This window comes from Streptomyces sp. B21-083 (genome assembly GCF_036898825.1).
Lineage (GTDB): Bacteria > Actinomycetota > Actinomycetes > Streptomycetales > Streptomycetaceae > Streptomyces.
On the sequence record NZ_JARUND010000002.1, the window covers coordinates 3,599,520 to 3,623,782 of the forward strand.

Consider the following 24,263-nt stretch of genomic DNA (forward strand, 5'->3'; position numbering starts at 1 on the left):
AGCATCAGGGAGCGCCGGGCGGGGGTCAAGGATCTGGAGGAGGATCCGGAGGGTTCCTCAGCCGGACTCCAGCCGCCGCGCGACCATTCCTCAGACGTTCCTCCGGTACTGGCCCCCGATCTCGAAGAACGCCTCGGTGACCTGGCGCAGCGTGCACACCCTGGCCGCCGCCATCAGTGCCTCGAAGGCGTTGTCGCCGCCCACGGCGGCCTCCTTCAGACGGGCGAGCGCCTGCGTGGCCTCCGTTCCGTGCGTGTTCTGGAAGTCGCGGACGCGCGCGAGCTGGGACTCCTTCTCCGTCTCGGTGGCGCGGGCCAGTTCCACCTCGTGGGGTGCTCCCTCGCCACCCGGCCGACGGAAGGTGTTGACGCCGATGATCGGCAGCGTGCCGTCGTGTTTGCGCTGCTCGTACAGCATCGACTCGTCCTGGATGCGTCCGCGCTGGTAGCCGGTCTCCATGGCGCCGAGTACGCCACCGCGCTCGTTGATCCGGTCGAACTCGGCGAGTACGGCCTCCTCGACCAGGTCGGTGAGCTGGTCGATGATGAACGACCCCTGGAGCGGGTTCTCGTTCATGGCGAGGCCCCACTCGCGGTTGATGATCAGCTGGATCGCCAGCGCCCGCCGCACCGACTCCTCGGACGGGGTGGTGACGGCCTCGTCATAGGCGTTGGTGTGCAGCGAGTTGGCGTTGTCGTAGATGGCGATCAGGCCCTGCAGGGTGGTGCGGATGTCGTTGAAGTCCATCTCCTGGGCGTGCAGGGACCGGCCGGAGGTCTGCACGTGGTACTTCAGCTTCTGGCTGCGCTCCCCCGCCCCGTACCGCTCCTTCATCGCGACGGCCCAGATCCGGCGGGCGACCCGGCCCAGGACGGAGTACTCCGGGTCCATGCCGTTGGAGAAGAAGAAGGACAGGTTGGGCGCGAAGTCGTCGATGTCCATGCCTCGCGCCAAGTAGGCCTCGACGTAGGTGAATCCGTTGGCCAGGGTGAAGGCGAGCTGGCTGATCGGGTTCGCCCCGGCCTCGGCGATGTGGTAGCCGGAGATGGACACGGAGTAGAAGTTGCGGACCTTCTGCTCGATGAACCACTCCTGGATGTCGGCCATCATCCGCAGGCTGAACTCGGTGGAGAACAGGCAGGTGTTCTGCCCCTGGTCCTCCTTGAGGATGTCGGCCTGCACGGTGCCGCGCACGGTCGCGAGCGCGTGCGCCCGCAACTCGGCGGCCTCCTCGGACGACGGCTCGCGCCCCTCCGCCGCCCGGAACTTCTCGGTCTGTTGGTCGATGACGGTGTTGAGGAAGAACGCCAGTACGGTCGGCGCCGGCCCGTTGATCGTCATGGACACCGAGGTCGTGGGCGCGACGAGGTCGAATCCGTCGTAGAGCGCCTTCATGTCGTCGAGGGTGGCCACGGAGACGCCGGACGTGCCGACCTTGCCGTAGATGTCGGGGCGTTCGTCGGGATCACGGCCGTAGAGGGTGACGGAGTCGAAGGCGGTGGACAGCCGGGTCGCCGGCTGGCCCTCCGACAGCAGCTTGAAGCGCCGGTTCGTACGGAACGGGTCGCCCTCTCCGGCGAACATCCGCGCCGGGTCCTCGCCGTCGCGCTTGAAGGGGAACACCCCGGCGGTGAACGGGAAGAGGCCGGGCAGGTTCTCCCGGCGCCAGAACCGCACCAGCTCACCGTGGTCGGTGAAGGCGGGCAACGCGACCCGGGGAATCCGGTTCCCCGAAAGGGACTCACGGTTCAGCTTCGTACGGATCTCCCGGTCCCGTACCTTCACCACCTGCTCGTCGCCGGAGTACGACGCCACGACCGCGGGCCAGTTCTGGATCTGGTCCCCGATCTCGTGCGGGAGGCTCCGGCGCGCGTCGGCGAGCAGCGACTCGACGCCCGCCGGGTCGGAACCCGCCTCGACCAGCTCGCCCTTGACGGCGTCCAGCCGCTGCACACGCCGGGCCGCGTCAGCGAGGGCCTCGGTGCGTGCGTGATACGCCCGTACAGCCTCCGTGATCTCGGCGAGGTAGCGCACTCGCTCGGCGGGCACCACCCGCCGGATGCCGGAGGAGTGCCGTACGGCGACCGGCGCCAGGGCGCCTTCGGACAGCGGCAGCCCGCGCTCGGCCAGACCTGCCTTCAGGTGCTGGTAGAGCGCGGTGACACCGTCGTCGTTGAAGGTGGCGGCGGAGGTGCCGAACACCGGCATCTCCTCGGGCTTCTTGCCGAACGCCTCGCGATTGCGGACCATCTGCCGGCCCACGTCACGCATCGCGTCCTTGGCGCCGCGCCGCTCGAACTTGTTGATCGCCACGACGTCGGCGAAGTCGAGCATGTCGATCTTCTCCAGCTGCGAGGCGGCGCCGAACTCCGGCGTCATCACGTACATCGACGTGTCGACGTACGGCACGATCGCCGCGTCGCCCTGCCCGATGCCCGGTGTCTCCACGATCACCAGGTCGAACCCGGCGGCCTTGATCACGTCGATCACGTCGGACAGATGCTCGGGCAGCTCACGGCTGCCGCGGGTGGCGAGGCTCCGGAAGAAGACGCGGGTGCCGTCCAGGGAGTTCATCCGGATGCGGTCGCCGAGCAGCGCACCGCCGCCCCTGCGCCGGGTCGGGTCGACGGCGATCACGGCGATCCGCAGCTTGTCCTGCTGGTCGACCCGGAACCGCCGGACCAGCTCGTCGGTGAGCGACGACTTCCCGGAGCCGCCGGTCCCGGTGATACCGAGCACCGGCGTGACCCGCGCAGCGGCGGCGGCCCGCACCTGCTCCAGCAGCTCCGGGGGCAACTTGCCCAGCTCCGCACCGGTGATCGCACGGGCGATGGCGAACCGGTCACCGGTCAGAACGGCGGCGGCATCGACCGACTTACTCTCCCAAAGGTCGAAGTCACAGTCCCGGACCACCGAGTTGACCATCCCGGCAAGACCCATCCGCTGCCCGTCCTCGGGCGAGAAGATGGTCACGCCGCTGCGGCGCAGCCGATCGATCTCCTCGGGCACGATGACCCCGCCGCCACCCCCGACCACCTGGATGTGCTCGGCGCCCTGCCCGCGCAGCGACTCGACGAGATACTCGAAGTACTCGACGTGCCCGCCCTGGTACGACGAGACGGCCACCCCGTGCGCGTCCTCCTCCAACGCAGCGTCCACGACCTCCCGCACCGACCGGTTGTGCCCCAGGTGGATCACCTCGGCACCCTGGGACTGGAAGATCCGCCGCATGATGTTGATCGAGGCGTCGTGCCCGTCGAACAACGCGGAGGCGGTGACCAGGCGGACGGGATGCACGGGACGATGGAGATCGTTCACGGTCATGGGGGCCTTCCCAGAACGCGCTCGGGAGCACGACATGGATTTACTTGGACGTCCTAGTAAAGAGGATACTAGGACGTCCAAGTAAATGCCGGGAAAGCCACGCCGCCAGGCGCCTTCCCGGCACCGGCCCGCACCTCCAGCCCGTCCGGCGTCCGAAGTGTGCCGCAAGCCATTGTGCAACTAGTTGCACAACCCTCCCCCCGTCCTCTACAAAGGCAGGAACGACCCAACCCCCCGCCCCGGAGGCCCCCGTGAGCCGCTACCCCCGCCTGCTGAGCCCCCTGGACCTCGGCTTCACCACCCTCCCCAACCGCGTCCTCATGGGCTCCATGCACATAGGCCTGGAAGAAGCCGACCGGGGATTCGAACGCATGGCCGAGTTCTATGCGGCCCGCGCCCGAGGCGGCGTCGGCCTCATCGTCACCGGCGGTATCGCCCCCAACGACGCCGGCCGCCACGCCGAGGGCGGAGCCAAGCTCACCACCGACGCCGAAGCCGACCAGCACCGGACGATCACCGACGCCGTACACCGCGAGGGCGGCAGAATCGCGATGCAGATCCTGCACTTCGGCCGGTACGCCTACCACCAGAACCTGGTCGCCCCCAGCCCCCTCCAGGCCCCGATCAGCCCCTTCACCCCCCACGAACTCACCGACGCCGAGGTCGAGCAGACCATCGACGACTACGCCCGCGCCGCCCTCCTCGCCCGCCGGGCCGGCTACGACGGCGTGGAGATCATGGGCTCCGAGGGTTATCTGATCAACGAGTTCATCGCCGCCGGTACCAACCACCGCACCGACCGCTGGGGCGGCTCCTACGAGAACCGCACGCGCTTCCCCCTCGAAATAGTCCGCCGCGTACGCGAAGCGGTCGGCGAGGACTTCATCCTCATCTACCGTCTGTCGATGCTGGACCTGGTCCCGGGCGGCTCCACGTTCGACGAGGTGGTCACCCTCGCCAAGGCCGTCGAGGCGGCCGGCGCGACCATCATCAACACCGGCATCGGCTGGCACGAGGCCCGTATCCCCACCATCGCCACCTCGGTGCCACGCGGCGCGTACACCTGGGTGACGAAGAAGCTCATGGGCGAGGTCGGCATCCCCCTCGTGACCACCAACCGCATCAACACCCCGGAAGTCGCCGAGGAGTTGCTCGCCGACGGCTTCGCGGACATGGTGTCGATGGCCCGCCCGATGCTCGCCGACCCCGACTTCGTCGCCAAGGCACGCGAGGGGCGTCCCGAGGCGATCAACACCTGCATCGGCTGCAACCAGGCCTGTCTGGACCACACCTTCAGCGGGCGGATCACCTCCTGCCTGGTCAACCCGCGCGCCTGCCACGAGACGGAACTCGTCCTCTCACCGACCAAGCTGCGCAAGCGTGTCGCCGTCATCGGCGCCGGCCCCGCCGGCCTCGCCTGTGCCGTCTCCGCCGCCGAACGCGGCCACGAGGTCACCCTCTTCGACGCGGCGCCCGAGATCGGCGGCCAGCTGAACGTGGCCCGCAAGGTCCCCGGCAAGCAGGAGTTCGACGAGACCCTGCGCTACTTCCGCCACCAGCTCGACGCCCACGGCGTGGACGTACGCCTCAACACCCCGGTGACAGCAGCCGACTTGACGAACAACGCAGACCACGCGGACCACGCGGACCACCCGAACTTCGACGAGATCGTCGTCGCCACCGGCGTCAGCCCCCGCACCCCCGACATCCCCGGCATCGACCACCCGAGCGTCGTCGGCTACCTCGACGTGCTGCGCGACAACGCGCCCGTCGGCGACCGTGTCGCGATTCTCGGCGCGGGCGGCATCGGCTTCGACGTCGCCGAGTTCCTCACCGACGGCGGCGACAAGACGAGCGAGGACCCGGCGGCGTACTTCCGCGCCTGGGGAGTCGACACGGACCACCGCACCCCGGGCGGACTGGCCGCACCCGAACGCCCCGCCCCTCCCCGCAGCGTCCACCTGCTCCAGCGCAAGGCGACCAAGGTCGGCGCCGGGCTCGGCAAGACCACGGGCTGGATCCACCGCACCGAGCTCAAGCACCGGGGCGTCACCATGGTCCCGGGCGTCCGGTACGACCGTATCGACGACGCCGGACTGCATGTCACCGTCGACGGCACCTCCACCGTCCTGCCGGTCGACACCGTCGTCCTGTGCACCGGCCAGGACCCGCGCCGCGACCTGTACGACGCCCTGCTCGCCGCCGGCCGCAGCGTGCACCTGATCGGCGGCGCCGACGTGGCCGCCGAGCTGGACGCCAAACGGGCCATCAAGCAGGGCACCGAGGTGGCGGCGGCACTCTGACGGCCGTACAGCGCCCGCCCGTACGAGCCCACGAGCACAGGTCAGCCACCACCGCCACCACCGCTCCCTAGGATTGAGCCATGTCCCTCCCGCACGCGATCCTCACCGCCCTGCTCGAAAAGCCGTCCTCGGGGCTGGAGTTGACCCGCCGGTTCGACAGGTCGATCGGCTACTTCTGGTCGGCCACGCATCAGCAGATCTATCGCGAGCTGGGAAAACTGGAGGCCGACGGGCACATCCGCGCCCTGCCCACCGAGCAGCCGACCCGCGGGCAGAAGAAGAGCTACGAGGTCCTGCCCGCGGGCCGCGCCGAACTGGCCCGCTGGACCTCCGCGTCCCAGGACCCGAAGCCGTACCGCGACACGATGCTGCTGCGGCTGCGCGCGTCGGCGGTCGTCGGCACCGAGGGCGTCGAGGCCGACCTGCGCCGTCATCTCGCCCTGCACCAGAGCCAGTTGGCCGAGTACGAGGAGATCGAGAAGCGCGATTTCCAGCCCGGCCGCGACGCCCCCCAGGACCGCCTGCGGCACCTGGTCCTGCGTGCGGGCATCGACCTGGAGACCTTCTGGACCCAGTGGCTCACGCACGCCCTGGCGGAATTCGAGCGGCTGCCCGACCAAAACGGGTGAGCGCCCCGCGCCCGAGGCCGACCTCGGACACAGGGCGCTCAGCTCTCAGAACACCCAAACCACTCAGAGCACCCGGAGCACCCGGAGCACTCAGAGCCGGAAGACATCCAGGAAGGAGCTCCAGAAGCCCTTCTTGCGCTGTTCCTGGCGGGCCGCCGGAGCCGGGGCCTGCTGCGTCGCCGGACGGGGGGCCGGTTCGGCCGCCGGCATCGGCGCCAGGTTGCGCAGGGCCGCCGCCATACGGGTGGCCGGCGTCGCGCTGAACCGCACCGGGAGCGCGGCGAGCGCGCGGTGGAAGGGGCCCGGACGCCACAGCAGGCTGTCCTGCGGGACCGCGAGGGTCAGGTCGGGCAGCGCGTTGAGGATCCTCTCGATCGCCGTGAGCGCGATGACCTGGGCCGGGTCCTTGGCGGGGCAGGCGTGCGGGCCCGCGCCGAAGGCCAGGTGCGCGCCCTTGCTGGCCAGTTGCCGGGCCTCGCTGAGCGACGGGTCGCTGTTGGCGGCGGCGAAGCTGATGACGACCGGGCTGTTCGCGTCGACCGGTACACCGCCGAGGTCGACGTCCTGCAGCGCGTAGTGCGTCGCGTAGTTGGCGATGGGCGGGTTGTTCCACAGCACGTGCTCGATGGCTTCCTCGACCAGCATGCCGCTGCCCCGCCCGGAGGGGCCGTCGGACAGCAGCAGGAGCAGGGCGCTGGCTATGAGGTTGCGCTGGGGTTCCAGGCCCGCGCCCATCAGCACGATCAGCTGGTCCCGCAGCTCCTCGTCGTTGAGGCCCGCGGAGTGCTGGATGAGCCAGGAGGTCACGTCCTCGCCGGGCTCGCGGCGCTTGAGCGTGATCAGTTCCTGGAGGCAGGTGGCGACCTGCTCCAGGCCCTTGATGGCGTCGTCCTGGCCGTCGAACATGGCCGACATGCCGGAGTTGAGGCGGTCGCCGATGTCCGCCGGGCAGCCGAAGATCTTGTTGAACAGCAGGAGCGGGATCAGCTTGGCGTAGTCGTTGAGGAGGTCGGCCCGGCCCCGCTCGCTGAACTGGTCGATCAGATAGTCGGCGATGGGCTCGACGTCCCGCCGGACGCGGCTGATGCTCAGCTTGGCCAGGCTCTCGGTGACGGCCTTGCGCAGCCGCAGGTGCACCGCGCCGTCCGTGAACAGGACGTTGGGCCGGTACATCATCATCGGCAGGACCGGGCTGTCGAGGGAGATACGGCCCTCGTTGAGCGCGGCCCAGCGGCGTGAGTCACGGGAGAACAGGGTGGTGTTCTGGAGCACCCTGAGGGCCATCTCGTGCTGGACGACGAGCGTGGCGTCCACGCCTGGGGCGAGCTCGACGGGTGCGGCCGGCCCGTTGGTGCGCAACTGGTCGTAGACGCGGTGCGGTTCGGCGGCGAAGTCGGCGCCGTGCATGGGGCATCTGGCGGGCGCGCTCGGCGTGGCACCCGCGTGCTGTGTGTCCATGGAGGTTCCTTAGGGTTCCCCGCGCCTCGGGGCGGGGGACGGGGGTGAGGAAAAACCTTGTGCGGGGCCCTGGTCCGGATGGTCCGGGCCCCTGGCCGGACCCCCTGTCCGGACCCCCCGTGCGGGGAGGGGACCGACAGGGAGGGACCGGGGCTCAGGCCGCGCGGGTGAGCAGGTGCTGGACGAGGGCGATCAGCGCTCTCGCCGAGGACGTCTGGTCCCGGGCGTCGCAGTAGACGACCGGGGTGTCGGGCAGCAGATCGAGTGCCTCGCGGATCTCGTCCTCGTCGAACTCGCCGCCCGACGGGTCGAAGGTGTTGACGGCGATGGCGTACTCCAGGCCGTACTTCTCGACCAGGTCGATCACCGGAAACGTTTCGGCCAGCCGTGACGGGTCGACCAGGAGCAGGGCTCCGAGCGCGCCGCGGGCCATGTCCTCCCACAGCTGCATGAAGCGCTGCTGACCGGGCGTACCGAAGAGGTACAGCACCAGTTCCTCGCTCAGCGTGAGCCGGCCGAAGTCCAGCGCGACCGTGGTCGTCTGCTTGTCCGGCGCGCCCTTCAGGTCGTCCACGTGGGCGGACGCCTGGGTCATCTTCTCCTCGGTGCGCAGCGGGGCGATCTCCGACAGCGAGCCGATGTACGTGGTCTTACCCACGGCGAAGTGCCCTACGACAAGGATCTTCGCGGTGGTGGTGACCGCGTCTGAGACGTAGATCGTCTCAGCCGTAGAGCGATTCGAGTCCATGCAGCACCTTTTCGATGATTCCTCTGTCGACGGACTGGGCGCGTGGGGGCGCGGCACGGCGCAGCAGATGACCCTGTTCGAATAAATCGGTCAGCAGGAGTCGGGCGACTCCCACCGGCAGCGACAGATGCGCGGCGACCTCCGCGACGGACAGGTAGCCACCGCCGCACAGGTCCCAGATGGCCCGTACCTCGGGGCTGGCACCGAGCGGCACCTCCCGGTCGGGAGCCAGCGTGACCAGGGTGTGCAGGGACAGGTCGTCGGCGGTCGGCAGCCGTCGCCCGCCCGTGATGACGTACGAGCGGACGAAGTCGCTGGTGACCGTGACCGGAGCTTCCTCGCCGTGCGCGTTCACGCTTCCGCACCGGCGTTCTGACGGGGCGGGGTGGTCATCGCCTTGCCGAGCGCCCCGACCTGCTGCTGCATACGGAACGACATGGCCTCCATGTCGACGTCCAGCGCTGCCGACACGGCGAGGTAGGCGCCGCTGCCCGCGGCTATCAGGAAGATCCAGCCGCCGTCGTACTCGATGAGCGTCTGCTTCCACAGACCGAGGCCGAAGCCGACGAAGGGGGCGACGGCCCGGCTGAGGGACTGCATCGAGCTCATCGCGGCGGCGTTGGTCTCCGCCGCGTCGCGCTCGATGTCACTGGACCGCTCCAGCAGGAGGCCGTCGGCCGAGACGAGGATCGCGTGACGGGCGCCGCGCACCTGCAGCACGTCGTTCAGCACCCACGACAGATCGGGATTCACTGGTCCTGTGGTCCTTCCATGGTCGTCGTGTCCCGCCCGAGCAGCGTTCCGCGCTGGAACGCACCGATACGTGAGGCCGTCACCTCTGTGTTGTGCTCCGGCTGGGCCGGTTCCGCCGGCGGTGGCACCACCGCGACAGGGCTGCCGCGCCGCCGCCGCTTGGGCAGGCCGCCCGCCGTCGTCCCGATCGGACGCGGCGGTCCGCCGGGTGTGGCGACCGGGGTCAGCCGCTGCGGGGCGACCGGGACCTCGGCCCGCGGCTCGGGCTCGGCGGCCCGGCCCTCGGGCTCGGGAACGTCCGTCGTCAACAGGTTCTCTGGCAAGAGAATCACCGCCCGTACGCCGCCGTAGGGGGACACCGAATCGACCGACACCTTGAAGCCGTACCGGGTGGCGAGCATCCCGGACACGGCGAAGCCGAACTTCGGCGGGTCGCCGAGGCTCGTGATGTCGACCGGTGCCTGCGGGGAGAGAAGGACGGTGGCGCGCGCCTTCTCCTCCGTGTTCATGCCGAGGCCGGCGTCGTCGACGATCAGGCAGACACCGGTGGGTACTGCCTGGATGTTGACGTCGACGCGGGTGCCGGGCGCGCTGTAGTTGGTGGCGTTGGCCAGCAGTTCGGCGAGGACCACCGCGATGGGCTCGACGGCCCGGCTGGCCACCGTGACGTTCACCTGGGTGTTGATGGTGACGCGGTCGAAGTGCTTGATGCGGCCCTGGGCGCTGCGGGCCACGTCGTACACGGAGGCCGTGGTCTCGCGTCGGCCGAGCCAGCCGCCGCACAGCACGGCGATGCCCTGTGCGCGCCGGCCGAACTGGCTGTTGGTGTGGTCGATCATCATCAGGTCGCTGAGGACCTGTTCGTCGTCGCCGTAGCGGCGCTGCGACTTCTCGATGATGAGCTGCTGTTCGTCGGCGAGTACCTGGAGGGTCCGCATGGCGGACTTCAGGACTGCCTTGGTGTCTACCTCCGCGTCCTTGCGCACGGCCGCCAGGTCGCCAGCGTGCTGTGCGTTCAGTTGGGTGTATTCCGCATAGAGGCGGTCGCGTTCACTCTGTGCGGCGTCGCGGGCGCTCTGCAGGTCGTTGCTCTTCCTGCGGAGCGCCATGTTGGTTCTCCGGGCCCGCATCACTGCGACGACCGCAGCGACCAGGACCACGAGCAAGATCCACAGCAGTGGATCCTGGATCAATGACGTCATGAGACTCTCTTCAAGTCGCCTTGCGACAGGAGCAGTTGCAGTCCGATGGGTCCTGGCCCGGAACGCGGGCCTCGCCCGGTGGCGAACCTTACCGGCGGACCAACTCAGCTACTCCTTCGCGATGGGGCCCTTAGAGACTGTCCCCCGTGCGCGTGGCGCGCCTCAGCCTACTGAAAGTGGGATGATCTTATCAGTCAAGTGACCGTCAGAAAGGTTCCACTTGCGCTTACTTGGAGACCTTCACACAGGATTCGCGAACAGGACCACGGCGGTTAAGGCCCCGACGGCGCCCGGACGCGCGGAAGGCCCGCTTCCCGGTTTCGGGGAGCGGGCCTTCCGTACGGACTCTCAGGCGGCGTCCGCGAGGCCGTGGCCGCCCTCGGCGGGCCGCCAGTAGACGCCCTCGCTGCGCCGCAGATGCCCCAGGTCCACCAGATGGCGGCGCAGCGTCACATGGTCGATACGGCTCGCGCCCTCGCACCACACCCGCAGCCGCTCGTCGACGAGCCGCTCCGCGTACTCGATCCCGGGCTCGAAGGTCTCCTCGGCGATGTGCCGGAGCACGATCAGCTTCCGGCTCCAGCGGGCGGGCAGCCGCACGAGTGAGCCGTCCTCCCGTACGAAGGTCCGCAACACGTTCTCGATCTGCTGCCGCTCGTTCTGCTCGGCTTGCTCGGATGCCATTCCGCGAGGCTAACCCGTGCGCGGACGGCCTCCCACCACTTTTCCCGTCACCTTTTCCCCGGACCGTTCTCCTGATCGCTCTTCGAAAAGGGTGACGCCGGGCCGAACGCCGTTACCAGGCGTGAGCGGGCGCGTTGTAGGGGAAGTGCGGGCGCGAGTCGAGCGTCCGCACCAATCGAACCAAAGGAGAACGTGATGTCTCGCATCGCGAAGGCAGCCGTCGCCGCGCTCGGCACCGGTGCCGTGGTGCTCGGCGGTGCCGGTATGGCCACGGCTGACGCTGGCGCCCAGGCCGCGGCCGTCGGCTCGCCCGGCGTCCTGTCCGGCAACGTCGTGCAGGTCCCGGTCCACGTGCCCGTCAACGTGTGCGGCAACTCGATCAGCGTGATCGGTCTGCTGAACCCGGCCTTCGGCAACACCTGCGCCAACGTCAGCGGCGACCACCACGAGGGCAACCCGGGCCCCAGCCACGGCGGCAGCCACGGCTCCAGCGGCTACGGCAGCTGACACCCCGTACGGCACACACCGGAAGAGCCCCGACGGATCCACCGTCGGGGCTCTTCCGTATCCGTACCTCGTGACGTGTACCGAGCCACCTGTACCGAACTACGCGTACCGGTAGACGCCGCTGTGGTCCTCCAGCTGGTCCGGCGTCAGGTCCCACGGCGGCAGTTTCTCGTGCCGGGCGACGACCCGGCCGCGCTGGGCGTCGCCGGCCCGCGGCGGCCGGTCGGGCAGATAGCGGGTACCGGCCCCGTGCCGGAGCTGCCAGCGCGACCAGCACAGGTCGACGAAGGCGTGGTGCAGCCAGAAGACGGGGTCGTTGACGGAGGCCCCGCCGACCATGTGCCCGCCGACCCAGCGGTGGACCCGGTTGTGGTTGCGCCACGAGCCGGGGCCCCGCCCGCTCCCCCACCCTTCGAGCCTGTTGCGGAACCCCTTCGTGGACGTCGAGTCCCACGGCGACACGTCGTACACGGGATCGGCGAGTGCCGAGTCCAGGTCCTGCCGGGTCGGCAGGGAGAGCGGCTCCCGGACCCGGCCGAGGTCCCGGGTGAGGAACTCGCCGTCGGTGACGCTCTCGTTGATGGTCCAGTCACCCCGGTCGTAGGCGAACGGCCCGGTCATCACCCGCTGGTCCGAGAAGCGCCCGGTACCGCCGAGCAGGTCCTCGCTCCAGGGAGACCCGGCGGCCGTCCGGTCCCGGGTCCAGTCCCAGTACGGCAGCGTCACCGACGGGTCCACACGCTGCAACGCCCGCTCCAGGTCCAGCAGGAACTGCCGGTGCCAGGGCAGGAAGGACGGCGCCATGTGTGCCGTACGCAGCCCCTTCTCGCCGTCGGGGACGTAGTACTCGATGTGCGTGCGCACGAACTCGTCGTACTCGCCCCGCTGTTTGAGCTCCATCAGCGCCCCGACGAACCGCCGCCGCTCGCCGCGCGTCAGCGTGCTGACGTCCTTACGCGTGTACACCACGACCGCTCCCTCCCTCGCCCTCTCCCCCGCCGGCGACCGTCAACTGCCGCCCGGGCCCCAGCTCGTCGACGGCGGCGCGGGCCGCCTCCAGAGCCGTGGGGTACGAGCGGTAGTGGTCGACCATGCTCAGATACGTCCCGTCCGCGCGCCGCATCAGATGCAGTGGCCGCCCGTCCACGGTGACGTGCCACCGCCCCTCGCCCGGCGCGCGCATCGCCTGCGCCATGTGGTCGAGGTGATCCGCGCTCCCGGCGTCGGTCTTCAGACCGCGCAGCCGACGGCCTCGGTACGTCTCGTCGAACGACGACGCCTCGTCCCCGCCCCGCTCCCCCCGGGGCCACGCGGCGGCGACGACCGGGACGACGGCCAGGGCGAGGGCCGACACGCACAGGGCACGCAGCGCCTCCCGCCGCGTACCGGAACAGACACGGGGCCCTTCCGGGCCCCGCCGCTCTCTTCTGACGAACAACACTCTCTCCCCATCTCCTCGTTCGGTTTCGTTCGGTGACGGCGACCGCCCGGAGACCGGGCCCGGGTGTCAACCGCGGGCCCAGAGGGTCCAGTTCGTCAGGTTCCGTGACCAGGACCTGTCCGAACTACATGGAGCCGAGCCCCAGGACGCCCGTGGGGGCCGTCTGCAGCAGCGGGGTCAGTACGGCGGCCTGCGGCTCCTTGAGCATGGGCAGGCCGAACACCTCGGAGTTCGGCGCGGTCAGCGGGGTGTCGACGGACAGGCCGGGGGTCAGGGTGCGCAGGTCGGCCGCGGGGACGCTGACGCCGGCCTCGTCGAAGCCCTTGCCGAGCGCCTGCGGCAGCGGCGCCTGGGCCGACAGACCGGGCAGCGCGGCACCCATCGGCACCTGCGGCACCGCGCTGGCCGGGATCATCTGTCCCTCGACGTACCGCGGCCCCTCGGGCACGCCCGGCGTCAGCAGCGGCAGTTCGCCGCCGACCTTGGGCAGGTTCACGTTGAGGGACTTCTCGACGCCGTCCAGCGGTACGGGTACGGGGACCGTGCCGGCCGCGACGGCGGGGGCCGCGGAGCCCACCGCCGCCGCCACGCCGGTGAGAACAGCGGCGGCAAGGATTCGAGTGGTCGACTTCATGGCAGGTGCGGTCCTTTACAGGAATCGGGGGTGTACGTCCGTACGCGTAACGATCCTGGGAACCGCATCAGCTCATGATTCCCCCGACTGGTGCATTAGTCGTCCGATCGGCCCGGAAGAGCGAACCGGCTCGAACAGCCGACCCGCCCGGCCGTCAGCGCAGGCTGCGGGCCGGGAGGATGACGTGAGCCGCCGCGGTCAGGGTCTCGTCGGCGCCCGCGAAGGCGGCCAGCGCCTCCGGCTCGATGGGCTTGCCGGGCTGGGCCTCGGGCCAGGGGCGGGTGGTGAACACCAGGTAGGCGAAGCCCCGTTCGGCGACCGCGGTGAGCCACTCCGGGGGCGGCGTGCACTGGGCGTTGAGCTGCGGCATGTTGACGACGGCCGACCCGGCCTCGACGAGCAGGCTGACCGGCAGGCTCGGGCGGGTGGAACCGTCGACGATGTCGCCGCCGACCGGCAGACCGGTGTTGGCGAGGAGCTGCGCTACGGCGACGGCCGAGGCCTCCGGGCCGCCCTCGCCGTCCCCGAGGGAGTAGGCGAGGAGGTAGGGCATGTCGCCGTCGGGGGCCTCACCGCTCCAGGCCATCACGACGAGCGTGCCCAGATCGGCGATGCGGAAAGGGCGCGTTTCGCTTGAGGTTGAGGTCACCGCAAAACCCTATCGGCGGGATTCGACGCGTCCGGCCGCGTTCTCACTCGACCGGGGGATTTCCCGCCGGTATCCACACGAAAGAGGGACGGGCTTCGAACAGCACGAAGGGCCGATTCCGCACCGCCGGGGACGGCGGGCGGAATCGGCCCTTTCGGAAGCTGGATCGAAACGCGTGTGTCAGCCCTGGAGGGGGAGGCCGCCGAGCAGTCCGCCGTTGGAGTTGAGGGCGGTCGTCGCGCCCTTCACCGAGCTGAGCACCGAACCCTTGTTCTCGGTGTCGAGCGCGTTCGACTGGTGCTGGAGCGGCTGCAACTGGTCTACGTCGAGGGGGCCCTTGGTGAGCGTGTTGACGGCGCCGTTGAGGCTGGTGGGCGTGAGGTCGGCGGCGTCGTGGGCGAACGCGGGCGCGGCGACCCCGGCGATGACCATGGAACCGGCAACAACAGCGGCAGCCTTCAGGGACTTCATCGTGTTCCTTTCTTCGGCAACTCATGTCACCAGAGCGAATTCTGTCGCCGTGCCTAACGATCCCCGGTCGCGACGGAAACTCCGTAAGCAGAAAATTTCTGCGGTGCGCAAATTGGAAATTGACACCCCGGCGGAAGAACAGCCGTTGTGCCGGCCGGTGGGGTCGGCACAACGACCGGGAGGGCCGCGCTAGCGGGCCGGCAGCGGCAGGGGCTGAACCGCGGCCGGGAGCGGCGGCACCACCGCCGGCAGCTTCGGCAGCGGCGGCAGACCCGCCAGTTCGGGTGCCGGCAGGCCGCCGCCGAGCAGGGTGGCGGCGACGAGGCCGACGAGGCTCGTCAACACGCCGGTGACGGCCGGGACGACGTTCGCGACATCGCCGGACGTGACCGCCGCGAGCAGCGCGTCGACCGACTTCTGCAGCGCTGCGAGCGCGTCCCCCTTGATGTCGAGCGGGCCCTTGGCCGTCTTGCCGTCCTTGTGGCTCATCGGAAGCGCGGGCGCGGGCGGCAGGCCGGGCGTCGTCGGGAGGGCCGGGGTCGTGGGCAGGGCGGGCGTCGTGGGAAGGGCGGGAGTGGTCGGCAGGCCGGGCGTCGCCGGGACCTCCGGGGTCGCCGGCAGCGCCACCGGCGGAGTGGCCGGTGCCGAGGCCGGGGCCGGGGCCGCCGCCGTGGCCGCGGTGATGGCCGCTTTCACGGCGTCGCCCAGCTTCGTCGCCTCGTCCAGCGGCAGCTGGCCGTTGTCCGCCTTGAGTGTGGCGGTCAGCAGATCGGTGACGGGATTGAGTACGCCGCCCAGATCGCCCAGCGACTTGACCTGCGCGAGGAGCGCGTCCGCGTTGGGGACGGGCGCCTGGGCAGCCGCGTGCCCGCGCTCGCGGGCCGCGTCGCCGTCCGCGGCCAGGGCGGCCGGTGCGCCTATGCCGAGCAGGAGGGTGGCGCAGAGTGCGGTGGACGCGATACGCCGTGCGGGCAGAGCACGCATGGATGTTCCTTTCGGTGGTGCGGGGGCGTGTGTCGGACGGTGTGCGCCGGACGATGTGTCCGCCGTCGGATCCACCGTCAGATCCCCCGTTGCCACCTGCAACCGGTCATCCGCGCAAAGTGACGGCCCGTCGGCCGGGTCCCGTACGTCGTCGCTGGTGAGGCCCTGTTTCAAGGCCCGCCCGGCGAGTTGGCCACCCGGCCCGCCATTCGGGGCAAACGCCGGAAACGCGAACCGGCCGCCCTCCCCTGAGGGAGAGCGGCCGGCGGAAGGGTCCGCGACGACTTACGTCAGTCGTTGACGCAGGTGTTGCCGAACGCCGGGTTCAGCAGACCGATGACGTTGACGGTGTTGCCGCAGACGTTGACCGGAATGTGGATCGGGACCTGGAGGACGTTGCCCGACAGGACGCCCGGGGAGTGGGCAGCGGCGCCGTGCGCGTCGGCGTCGGCGGCGGCGACACCGGCGGTACCCGCCACGGCGGCGACGGCAACGGTGGAAAGGGCGAGGCCCTTCGCGATACGCGACATGGAGAAGTGCTCCTTGGGAGTTGTCACAAACATCCGGGCGGAAATGCCCAGCGCTGTGTCAACGCGTGGCGCGCGCCCTGGTTGTGCCGCCAATGGGGTGATCCTTCAGACCGCACGACCGCATGATTCCGACACAGATGCCATGTATCACTACTAAATACGTATAGCGGCTAGAGTTACCCATCTTCCGCCAGTCGCCCACAGACCCACCCAAATAGGTCGACCGCCGTCCGTCCGTCGGTCCACGACCTCTTTCCCGAAAGGGCAACGCCGGTCATGCGTATTTCCCCGGGTCTTCTGCTGCGCCGTGCGATGGTGGGCGTCTTTGCCCTCGCCGCGATCTGGACTCCGGGGGGTACGTCGACGGCCGCGCCGCCCGTCGGCGGGGAATCCAAAGAGCCCGGCAAGGAGTCGGAGCGCCTCGCGTTCGCGCAGCGCTACCGCGCGCTCCAGCACGGCGGGATCGTCCGCGCCGCCAACGCGTCCATCAGCTGCCGCGCCGCCCTCGGGACGTGCGCGAGCATCCGGAAGGGCGAGAACCTCGCGACGGGAACGGGTGGCAGCAGGGCGGCGGTCAACGGTGACCTCGACATGTTCTACGTCGATGTCGACAGCGACCCGAACACGTACAACTCCAGCCGGGCCGAGGTCCGGTTGCCGAAGGGCGGCCGGGCCACCTACGCGCGGCTGTACTGGGGCGGCAATCTCAAGGTCGGTGAGCAGAAGCCGCCGAAGGACGACGGGCGGGTGCTGATCGCCGAGCCCGGCGGCCAGTACAAGGAGCTGCTCGCGGACACGGTCGTCGGGCACCGGGTGGCGCACGGCGCCGACGCGTTCCAGGCCTCCGCCGATGTCACGAAGCTGGTCCGGGAGAGCGGTTCGGGGCTGTACACCGTCGCGCAGATCAACGTGGCGATGGGGAAGTCGGCGGCCGGGGCGTGGGGCGGCTGGACGCTGGTCGTGGCGTACGAGAACGCGGCGGAGCCGCTGCGGCACCTCGCCGTGTGGGACGGGTTCGACGCGCTGCGGGACCGGACGGGTGACGGCCCGTTGGTCCGGTTGGCCGAACTGCCGTTCCCGGCGGGCGCGAACGGACGCGCGGGTCTGGTCGCCTACGACGGGGACCGCGGCAGCGTCGGCGATTCCCTGACGGTGTCGGTCGCGGGGCGTACGACGGCGCTGGGGGACACGTCGAACCCCTCCGACGACGTGCTGAATTCGACCATCGGCAAGCCCGTCTCGGAGCGCGTTCCGGCATACGCGAACACCCTCGGCTACGACTCGGACGTGTTCGAACTGGATACGGCGCTGCGGCGCGGTGGTGACCAGCTGGCCTTCCGGCTCGTTTCCCAGCGGGACGCGGCGTGGGCCGGCGCACTTTTCGTGGCCGTCGACGCCCGGCAGTAGCCGAGGTGCGTCCGGCACCGCCATCCCGTGAGCGAGGAAACCGCGCATGCAACTGATCGCACCGGACCCCCGGCCACGGGTCCTGCACGTCACCCAGCCGGTGGACGGCGGGGCGCCCCGGGTCGTGACGGACCTGGCGCGGGCCCAGCTCGCCGCCGGTCTGCACGTCACGGTCGCCTGCCCGGACGGCGGTGACCTCGCCGCGCGACTGAGGGCGCTCGGCGCCGACGTACGCCCCTGGCACGCGACGCGCGCGCCGGGGCCCTCGCTCGTCGGGGAGGTGCGGCGGCTTCGGCGGGTGGTCGGGGCGGTGCGGCCGGATGTCGTGCACGCGCACAGCGCGAAGGCCGGGCTCGCCGCCCGGCTGGCGGTACGGGGGCGGGTGGCGACGGTGTTTCAGCCGCACGCCTGGTCGTTCGAGGCGGTCGGCGGGCCCACCGCGGCGCTGGCTCTCAAGTGGGAGCGGTGGGGGGCACGTTGGGCCTCCCGGGTGGTGTGCGTGAGCGACGCCGAACGGGCGACCGGGGTCCGTGCCGGGATCGCCGGTCAGTGGCGGGTGATCCCGAACGGCATCGACACCGAGCGTTTCCACCCCGCGCCGGCCGCCCCCGTACGAGCCGGGATTCCGCTGCTCGCGGAGGTCGATCCGGCCGCCCCGCTGGTCGTGTGCGTGGGGCGGCTGTGCCGGCAGAAGGGGCAGGACGTGCTGCTCCGGGCGTGGGGCGAGGTCGCGCGGCGGGTGCCGGGGGCACGACTCGTGCTCGTCGGTGACGGGCCGGACGCCGGCCGGCTGCGGGCTCTCGCCCCCGACTCCGTGCTGTTCGCGGGGGCCGTCACCGATGCCGTCCCCTGGCACCGGGCCGCCGATCTGGTCGTCCTGCCCTCTCGGTGGGAGGGCATGGCGCTGGCGCCGCTGGAGGCGATGGCCTGCGGGCGCCCGGTGGTCGTCACCGACGTGGACGGCGGGCGCGAGTCTCTGCCCGCCGCTCTCGCACCGCGCTGTCTGGTGCCGGCCGAGAACCCCGCCGCGCTCGCCGGGACCGTCTCCGAACTGCTGCTCGATCCTCCGCTGCGTGAGTCGCTGGGGAAGCTGGGGCGCCGGCACGTCCTGTCCGCGCACGACGTACGGCACACCGCCGAGGCCGTCGCGGACGTGTACCGCGAGCTGATCACCGCGCACGCCGTGCGGCCCGTGCGCGCCGAGTACAGGGAGTCCATCCACTCGTGACTGCGGAAAGTACCGTCCCCTCCCCCGGCGGAGGGTCGCGGGAGCACAGGTTCTCGACAGTGTCGGCCGTCTCGGTCATCCCGCCCCGCGAGTCGGTCGGCGGCTTCAGATTCCCGGCCGGTCGGCGCCCCGCGCTCCGGCCGGCCTCCCCGCTGCCGCTGCTCGCCGCGGACGGCACCGCCGCCCTGCTCGGCGTCCTGGCGCTCACCGGCCCACAGCGCCACCCCGTTCTCGTCGGCGCGCTGCTGATCGGCGTGGTCGCGCTGAACGCGCGGGCCTCGCTGTACCGGCCGGAGTCCGTGCCGGCGTTCCTCGACGAACTGCCCGCCGTCTGTGGCCGGATCGCGCTGGGCTGGCTGGCGCTGGCGGCCCTGGTCGGGGCGATCGAGCCCGTCGACCCGCTGTCCGCGCACACTCTCGTCCTGGGCTGCGCGGTACAGACGGCGGCGAGCGCGGCGGGCCGCGCGACCATCCACTGGCGGCGGCGCCGGGCACTGCTGCGCCGCCCGCACACCGCCCTCGTCATCGGACCGGCCGGCATCGCCCGGCGGGTGGGCACCGCGTTCCTGCGTCACCCGGCGTGCGGAGTACGGCCGGTGGGACTGGTCACCGACCACCCGGACGGCGTGGCGGGCCTGCCCGTGCTGACCACCGGCGAGGAGGTCCAGCGTGCGCTGATCCAGAACGGCGTCCGCGCCGTGCTCGCCGTCCATCCCTCCGTACGGGCCGAACAGGGGCCCTTGTTGCGGGCGTTGGCGGAGTCAGGCTGCACGCTGTGGGAGATCGACGCCGAGTCGCCCTCGTACGAGAGCGCGGAGCGGCTCGCCGGGTTCTCCTGCCGGCGGCTCGCCATGGGCCCGGACCGGCCGGGCAGCCTCGGCAAGCGGCTGCTCGACGTGACGGTCTCCGGGACGCTGCTCCTGCTGTTCTCGCCGTTGCTGCTGCTGTGCGCGGTGGTGCTGCGGCTGACCGGCGGGCGGGGAGTCGTCTTCCGGCAGGAGCGCATCGGCAAGGACGGGCGGCCCTTCACCCTCCTCAAGTTCCGCACCCACCGCCCGGTGAACGAGATGGAGGCGGCGACCCGCTGGAGCGTCGCCGACGAGCAGCGCATGAACTGGTTCTGCCGTTTCCTGCGCCGCACCTCGATGGACGAGCTCCTCCAGCTGTGGAACGTCCTCTGGGGCGATATGAGCCTGGTCGGGCCGAGGCCCGAACGCCCGTACTTCGTGGGCAAGTTCAGCCAGACCTACCCGGGCTACGCGGCCCGCCACCGGATGCAGACCGGCATCACGGGGCTCGCCCAGATCCACGGGCTGCGCGGTGACACCTCGATCGAGGACCGCTGCCGGTTCGACAACGCCTACATCGACAACTGGTCGCTGTGGCAGGACATCTGCATCCTGCTGCGCACCGCCGCCACGCTCGTCCGCCCGACAGGAAGTTGAGCGCAGTGAGCCACAGCCCCGCGCTGATGTTTCCGCGCCGAGCGCCCTTCGCGTACCTCGCGTCGTTCGCTCCGCTCCTGCCCGTACTCCTGGTGGTCGCCCTGCTCGCCCTGCCGGCCGCGCAGGGCACCGACGGCGGGGCGACCCCCGCCGACGCCGTCTCCGGGCTGGTGGTCCTGTACTGCGCGATCCGGCTCGTACGGGAGCGGCGGCGCCCCCTGTCCCGTACGGCCGCCGTGGTGCTCGGGCTGCCGGTGGTCGGGCTCGCGGTCGCGGCCGTCGGAGCCTCCTCGCCGGCGGCCGGGGTCGGCGGCCTGGGTCGCTACCTCCAGATCTTCGTCCTGGTCCCGGCGGCCGTGGTGCTGCTCATCCGGGACCGGCGCGACTTCCGGGTGCTGGCCTGGGCGTTCGTCGGGTTCGCCCTGTTCCAGGGCGCGGTCGGGGTGCACCAGTTCGTGACCGGGACCGGCGCCTCCTACCAGGGCGAGGAGGTCCGGGCGGTGGGCACCTTCGGGCCCGCCGACGTGATGGGCATGGCGACCGTGGTGGCCTTCGGGCTGATGTGCGCGCTGGCGCTGGCGCTGGGGTCGGCCGGCGGCCGGCAGCGGACCGTCGCCGCCGGCTGCGCCCTGGTGCTCCTCGCCCCGCTCGCCGTCTCCTTCAGCCGGGGCGCCTGGATCGCCACGGCTGCGGCCTGCACCCTGCAGCTGATGCTGGCCGGGATGCGGCGCGCGCTGAAGGTGGGCGCCGTGGTGACCGCCTCGGCCGTGATCCTGGTCGGCGGCCTCGGCCTCGGCTCGGCGATGCTCCAGGAGCGGATCAGCAGCATCACCCAAGTCACCGACGCCCCCGACCAGTCGGTCACCGACCGGTACACGATGTGGGCGGCGGCGACCGACATGTGGAGCGAACACCCGCTCACCGGCGTCGGGTTGAAGGGGTTCCCCGAACACCGCGACGGACACGCCTCGTTGGCCCTGTCCTCGGGCAGCGACACGGAGGGCGCGGGCGCCGCGTTCCGCAGGCAGCCGCTGCTGTCCCCGCACAACATGTATCTGCTGGTGCTCAGCGAGCAGGGCCTCATCGGGCTGCTGGCCCTCGGGGGCAGCTGGCTGGCGCTGCTGGTGTGCGGCCTGCGGGGGCTGGTGCGGACCCGGCGGGCGGATTCCGGCGGCGGGCTCGACTGCGCCCTCGTCGCCTGCGGCCTGCTGATCTGGCAGTTGATCGACTTCCTGTACGCCGACATCGGCGGACCCGCGACCGTACTGACCGCCGTCCTCTTCGGGCTCGTCGCCTGGTGGGCCCTCGTCGGCGGCGACGACGTCCCCGAGGCGTCCGCGCGATGAACGCGACGCCTCCTCGGGCCGAGGGAGAGACCAGGGTGACGCTCCCCGCGGCACGCGCCACTTCGCCGGTCGCGAAGGGAAGCGGAGACGGCGGGGACCACGGCAACGACGGCAACGACGGCAACGCCGGTGGCGATCGCGCCGAACTCGCCCCTGTTTCCCGGAAGTTCCTCGCCCAGGCCACGATCGTCACCGCCGTCCTCTCGGTCGCGGGCGCGCTGCTCGGGCTGGTCCGGGACCAGTCTCTGGCCCGGCTGTTCGGGGCCGGCAGTGACACGGACGCATTCCTGGTCGCGTGGACCGTGCCGGAGTTCGCGGCGACGTTGCTCATCGAGGACGGGCTGGCCTTCATCCTGATCCCGGCGTTCAGCATGGCGCTGGCCCGGCGCGCCCACGGTGCCCCGGGCGATCCGGTACGGGCGCTGGTCGCCACGACGCTGCCCCGGCTCACGCTGGCGTTCGCGGCGGTCGGCGCGCTGCTCATCGCCACCGCGCCCTACCTGGTCGAGGCGCTCGCCCCCGGCCTGCCCGACCCGTCGCTCGCCGTGGACTGCACCCGCCTCACCGCCACCTGCGTGTTCAGCTTCGGTCTCGCCGGGTACTGCAGCGCGGCCCTGCGCGCACACCGGCGGTTCCTGGCACCGGCGGCGATCTACGTGGCCTACAACACCGGCATCATCGCGGCGATGTTCGTGCTGGGCCCCACTGTGGGGGTGCGCTCGGCGGCGGTCGGGGTGGCGGTGGGCGGCGCGCTGATGGTCGTCACCCAACTGCCCTCCGTCCTGAGGCAGTTGCGGCGACGGAAGTCGGTTGTGCCGGTAGAGACCGTGGTGGAGGAGACGTCCGCGGCGCCGATGGCGTTCGCGCTCGTCGCGCCGGTGCTGCTCTTCGCGCTGACCCGGCAGTCTCAGGTGCTCATCGAGCGGTTCCTCGCCTCCACGCTCCCCGCCGGGGCCATCTCGCACCTGAACTACGCGCAGAAGGTGGCGCAGATCCCGATGACGCTGTCGCTGATGCTGTGCACGGTCACCTTCCCGGTGGTCGCGCGGGCCATCGCGGAGGGCGACACCGAGCGGGCCCGCAGCAGGGTGGAGCGGGATATCGCGCTGGCAGCCTGGGTGGTGCTGCTGGGCGCGGGCACGGTGATCGCCTGTGCGCCGCAGATCATCGAAGTCCTCTTCCAGCGGGGCGCGTTCACCGCCTCGGACACCGAGGCGACCGCCGCCGTGATGCGGGTGTACGCGCTCGGACTGCTCGGACACACGCTGGTCGGCGCGCTCGTCCGCTCGTACTTCTCCTCGAACCGGCCCACCTGGTACCCGCTGGCCGCGATGGCAGCGGGCATCGTCACGACCTCGTGGATCGGCGCCTGGACGGTCGGTCCGTGGGGGGTGTGCGGGATCGCCGCCGCCAACGCCACCGGGATCACCCTGTCGGCAGCGCTGCTGCTGTACGGGATGGGCCCGCGCAGTGTGCCGATCCGGACCCGGCAGGTGGTCGTCGAGCTGAGCAAGCCGGTGCGCGCGGCGCTGTGCGCGACGGCCGCCGGGGCGTTCGTGACCAGCCGGATCGACGGGCCGGTGGCGGGACTCGCCGCCGGTACGGCGACCGTGACCGTCGTCTACTTCCTGCTCGGCCGGCTCATGCGGGCCCAGGCCGTGCAGAGCTTCGTCCTCGCACTCCGTTCCGCACGCTCCCTGACCCGGAGGCTTCCGTATGTCCGCAAGCGCACCCGCGCCCACGCCCGCCCCCGCCCCCGCCGTCGCGACCGGGTCCGTTGACCGCGCCCGAAGAGCCGCCCGCACGCCTTCCGTCCCCTGGGTGGCGATGTACCACTCGGTGGGCGACCGCTCGGACGACCCGTACCGCATCACGGTCACGCCCGAGCGCCTCGACGCCCAGCTGCGGTGGCTGCACCGGCGCGGGCTGCGAGGTGTGGGCGTGGCCGAGCTGCTCGCCGCCCGTGCCCGGGGTGAGGGGCGCGGGCTCGTCGGACTCACCTTCGACGACGGGTACGCCGACTTCGTCACCGACGCCCTTCCCGTGCTGAGGCGTTGGAAGTACGGCGCGACCCTCTTCGTCCTGCCGGGACGGCTCGGCGGGGAGAACGCCTGGGACCCCCTGGGCCCGCGCAAACCGCTGCTCACGGCGGACGGCGTCCGTGCCGTCGCCGGGGCCGGGATCGAGATCGGTTCGCACGGGCTGACGCACGTCGACCTGACGAAGGCAGACGACGAGTCGCTGCGCGCCGAGGTCACCGAAAGCAGAGCGCTGCTCTCGGAGTTGATCGGTGCTCCGGTCGACGGGTTCTGCTATCCGTACGGGACGGTAGACCAGCGTGCCGCCGACGCCGTGAAGGCGGCCGGGTACGGATACGGCTGCGCGATCGACCCCGGGCAGCTGAACGGCGTCCATGTCCTGCCCCGCGTGCACATCGGCGAGAACGACACCGCCGTACGCCTCCATCTCAAGTACCGGCTGCACCGGCTGCGGCGCCGGCCGGTCGAGGGAGCGTGACGG

Annotated in this window: 22 protein-coding genes and 1 pseudogene; 9 read left to right on the forward strand and 14 right to left on the reverse strand. The window is 71.1% G+C overall.

The features are described 5' to 3' along the window. Nucleotides 1-90: 90 nt before the first annotated feature. On the reverse strand, nucleotides 91-3,318 hold the full coding sequence (gene icmF / locus QA861_RS40040) for a fused isobutyryl-CoA mutase/GTPase IcmF (protein ID WP_334594997.1): 3,228 nt from the start codon (nucleotides 3,316-3,318) through the stop codon (nucleotides 91-93). Between the two features lie 257 nt (nucleotides 3,319-3,575). Between icmF and QA861_RS40045 the strand changes: the two genes are divergently transcribed. Both QA861_RS40045 and QA861_RS40050 read left to right on the forward strand, forming a co-directional pair. Continuing rightward, nucleotides 3,576-5,627 (forward strand): FAD-dependent oxidoreductase, encoded by a 2,052-nt coding sequence (locus QA861_RS40045; protein ID WP_334593774.1) that lies wholly within the window; start codon nucleotides 3,576-3,578, stop codon nucleotides 5,625-5,627. Between the two features lie 80 nt (nucleotides 5,628-5,707). Then, the gene (locus QA861_RS40050) at nucleotides 5,708-6,256 is read left to right on the forward strand and encodes a PadR family transcriptional regulator (protein ID WP_334593775.1); all 549 of its coding nucleotides are present in this window, start codon (nucleotides 5,708-5,710) and stop codon (nucleotides 6,254-6,256) included. 90 nt (nucleotides 6,257-6,346) lie between these two features. Here the strand turns inward: QA861_RS40050 and QA861_RS40055 are convergent, their stop codons facing one another. The 6 genes and pseudogenes from QA861_RS40055 to QA861_RS40080 form a co-directional block, all read right to left on the reverse strand. Beyond that, a complete protein-coding gene (locus QA861_RS40055; RefSeq protein WP_334594998.1) occupies nucleotides 6,347-7,663 on the reverse strand; it encodes a cytochrome P450 family protein in 1,317 nt (438 codons plus the stop codon). A gap of 205 nt (nucleotides 7,664-7,868) precedes the next feature. Then, nucleotides 7,869-8,462, reverse strand: coding sequence for a GTP-binding protein (locus tag QA861_RS40060; RefSeq protein WP_006380890.1), 594 nt, complete (start codon nucleotides 8,460-8,462; stop codon nucleotides 7,869-7,871). Continuing rightward, nucleotides 8,437-8,817, reverse strand: coding sequence for a DUF742 domain-containing protein (locus tag QA861_RS40065; protein ID WP_164406791.1), 381 nt, complete (start codon nucleotides 8,815-8,817; stop codon nucleotides 8,437-8,439). Before QA861_RS40065 ends, QA861_RS40060 begins: the two co-directional genes overlap by 26 nt. Further along, a complete protein-coding gene (locus QA861_RS40070; protein WP_334593776.1) occupies nucleotides 8,814-9,215 on the reverse strand; it encodes a roadblock/LC7 domain-containing protein in 402 nt (133 codons plus the stop codon). Before QA861_RS40070 ends, QA861_RS40065 begins: the two co-directional genes overlap by 4 nt. Further along, nucleotides 9,212-10,417: an ATP-binding protein gene (locus QA861_RS40075; RefSeq protein WP_334593777.1), complete on the reverse strand. Its 1,206-nt coding sequence runs from the start codon at nucleotides 10,415-10,417 to the stop codon at nucleotides 9,212-9,214. Before QA861_RS40075 ends, QA861_RS40070 begins: the two co-directional genes overlap by 4 nt. 348 nt (nucleotides 10,418-10,765) lie before the next feature. Then, a pseudogene (locus QA861_RS40080) lies at nucleotides 10,766-11,053 on the reverse strand (DUF2087 domain-containing protein); the annotation flags it as partial. A gap of 243 nt (nucleotides 11,054-11,296) precedes the next feature. On the opposite strand from QA861_RS40080, the gene QA861_RS40085 reads away from it, so the two are divergent. Further along, nucleotides 11,297-11,608 carry a chaplin family protein gene (locus QA861_RS40085; RefSeq protein WP_334593778.1) on the forward strand — a complete coding sequence of 104 codons (312 nt, stop codon included), beginning with the start codon at nucleotides 11,297-11,299 and terminating at the stop codon, nucleotides 11,606-11,608. A 99-nt stretch (nucleotides 11,609-11,707) separates the two neighbouring features. Here QA861_RS40085 and QA861_RS40090 read toward each other — a convergent pair whose 3' ends face one another. The 7 genes from QA861_RS40090 to QA861_RS40120 all read right to left on the reverse strand — a co-directional run bounded on the left by QA861_RS40090 (nucleotide 11,708) and on the right by QA861_RS40120 (nucleotide 16,317). Continuing rightward, complete coding sequence (locus QA861_RS40090; protein ID WP_334593779.1) at nucleotides 11,708-12,577, reverse strand: tyrosinase family protein; 870 nt, start codon at nucleotides 12,575-12,577, stop codon at nucleotides 11,708-11,710. After that, nucleotides 12,561-13,049 carry a tyrosinase cofactor gene (locus QA861_RS40095; RefSeq protein WP_334593780.1) on the reverse strand — a complete coding sequence of 163 codons (489 nt, stop codon included), beginning with the start codon at nucleotides 13,047-13,049 and terminating at the stop codon, nucleotides 12,561-12,563. The genes QA861_RS40090 and QA861_RS40095 overlap by 17 nt, the downstream gene beginning before the upstream one ends. A gap of 124 nt (nucleotides 13,050-13,173) precedes the next feature. Further along, on the reverse strand, nucleotides 13,174-13,683 hold the full coding sequence (locus QA861_RS40100) for a hypothetical protein (RefSeq protein WP_334593781.1): 510 nt from the start codon (nucleotides 13,681-13,683) through the stop codon (nucleotides 13,174-13,176). Nucleotides 13,684-13,837: 154 nt separating this feature from the next. Then, nucleotides 13,838-14,332, reverse strand: coding sequence for a DUF5949 family protein (locus tag QA861_RS40105; protein ID WP_334593782.1), 495 nt, complete (start codon nucleotides 14,330-14,332; stop codon nucleotides 13,838-13,840). 180 nt (nucleotides 14,333-14,512) lie between these two features. After that, nucleotides 14,513-14,803 (reverse strand): hypothetical protein, encoded by a 291-nt coding sequence (locus tag QA861_RS40110; RefSeq protein WP_334593783.1) that lies wholly within the window; start codon nucleotides 14,801-14,803, stop codon nucleotides 14,513-14,515. Between the two features lie 189 nt (nucleotides 14,804-14,992). Then, nucleotides 14,993-15,787, reverse strand: a complete 795-nt coding sequence (locus QA861_RS40115) for a hypothetical protein (RefSeq protein ID WP_334593784.1) — start codon at nucleotides 15,785-15,787, stop codon at nucleotides 14,993-14,995. A gap of 290 nt (nucleotides 15,788-16,077) precedes the next feature. Continuing rightward, nucleotides 16,078-16,317 (reverse strand): chaplin, encoded by a 240-nt coding sequence (locus QA861_RS40120; protein WP_334593785.1) that lies wholly within the window; start codon nucleotides 16,315-16,317, stop codon nucleotides 16,078-16,080. Between the two features lie 276 nt (nucleotides 16,318-16,593). Here QA861_RS40120 and QA861_RS40125 point away from each other — a divergent pair, with 276 nt between their 5' ends. The 6 genes from QA861_RS40125 to QA861_RS40150 are packed head-to-tail and all read left to right on the forward strand — an operon-like array spanning nucleotide 16,594 to nucleotide 24,260. Next, entirely contained in the window at nucleotides 16,594-17,724 is a 1,131-nt protein-coding gene (locus QA861_RS40125) for a DUF3344 domain-containing protein (RefSeq protein WP_334593786.1), read from the forward strand. 46 nt (nucleotides 17,725-17,770) lie between these two features. Then, complete coding sequence (locus QA861_RS40130) at nucleotides 17,771-18,952, forward strand: glycosyltransferase (protein WP_334593787.1); 1,182 nt, start codon at nucleotides 17,771-17,773, stop codon at nucleotides 18,950-18,952. Further along, nucleotides 18,949-20,397 (forward strand): exopolysaccharide biosynthesis polyprenyl glycosylphosphotransferase, encoded by a 1,449-nt coding sequence (locus QA861_RS40135; RefSeq protein ID WP_334593788.1) that lies wholly within the window; start codon nucleotides 18,949-18,951, stop codon nucleotides 20,395-20,397. The genes QA861_RS40130 and QA861_RS40135 overlap by 4 nt, the downstream gene beginning before the upstream one ends. A 26-nt stretch (nucleotides 20,398-20,423) precedes the next feature. After that, nucleotides 20,424-21,743 carry an O-antigen ligase family protein gene (locus QA861_RS40140; protein ID WP_334594999.1) on the forward strand — a complete coding sequence of 440 codons (1,320 nt, stop codon included), beginning with the start codon at nucleotides 20,424-20,426 and terminating at the stop codon, nucleotides 21,741-21,743. Further along, on the forward strand, nucleotides 21,740-23,524 hold the full coding sequence (gene murJ, locus QA861_RS40145) for a murein biosynthesis integral membrane protein MurJ (RefSeq protein WP_334593789.1): 1,785 nt from the start codon (nucleotides 21,740-21,742) through the stop codon (nucleotides 23,522-23,524). The genes QA861_RS40140 and murJ overlap by 4 nt, the downstream gene beginning before the upstream one ends. Before the next feature lie 46 nt (nucleotides 23,525-23,570). Continuing rightward, nucleotides 23,571-24,260, forward strand: coding sequence for a polysaccharide deacetylase family protein (locus QA861_RS40150; protein ID WP_334595000.1), 690 nt, complete (start codon nucleotides 23,571-23,573; stop codon nucleotides 24,258-24,260). Nucleotides 24,261-24,263: the final 3 nt, after the last annotated feature.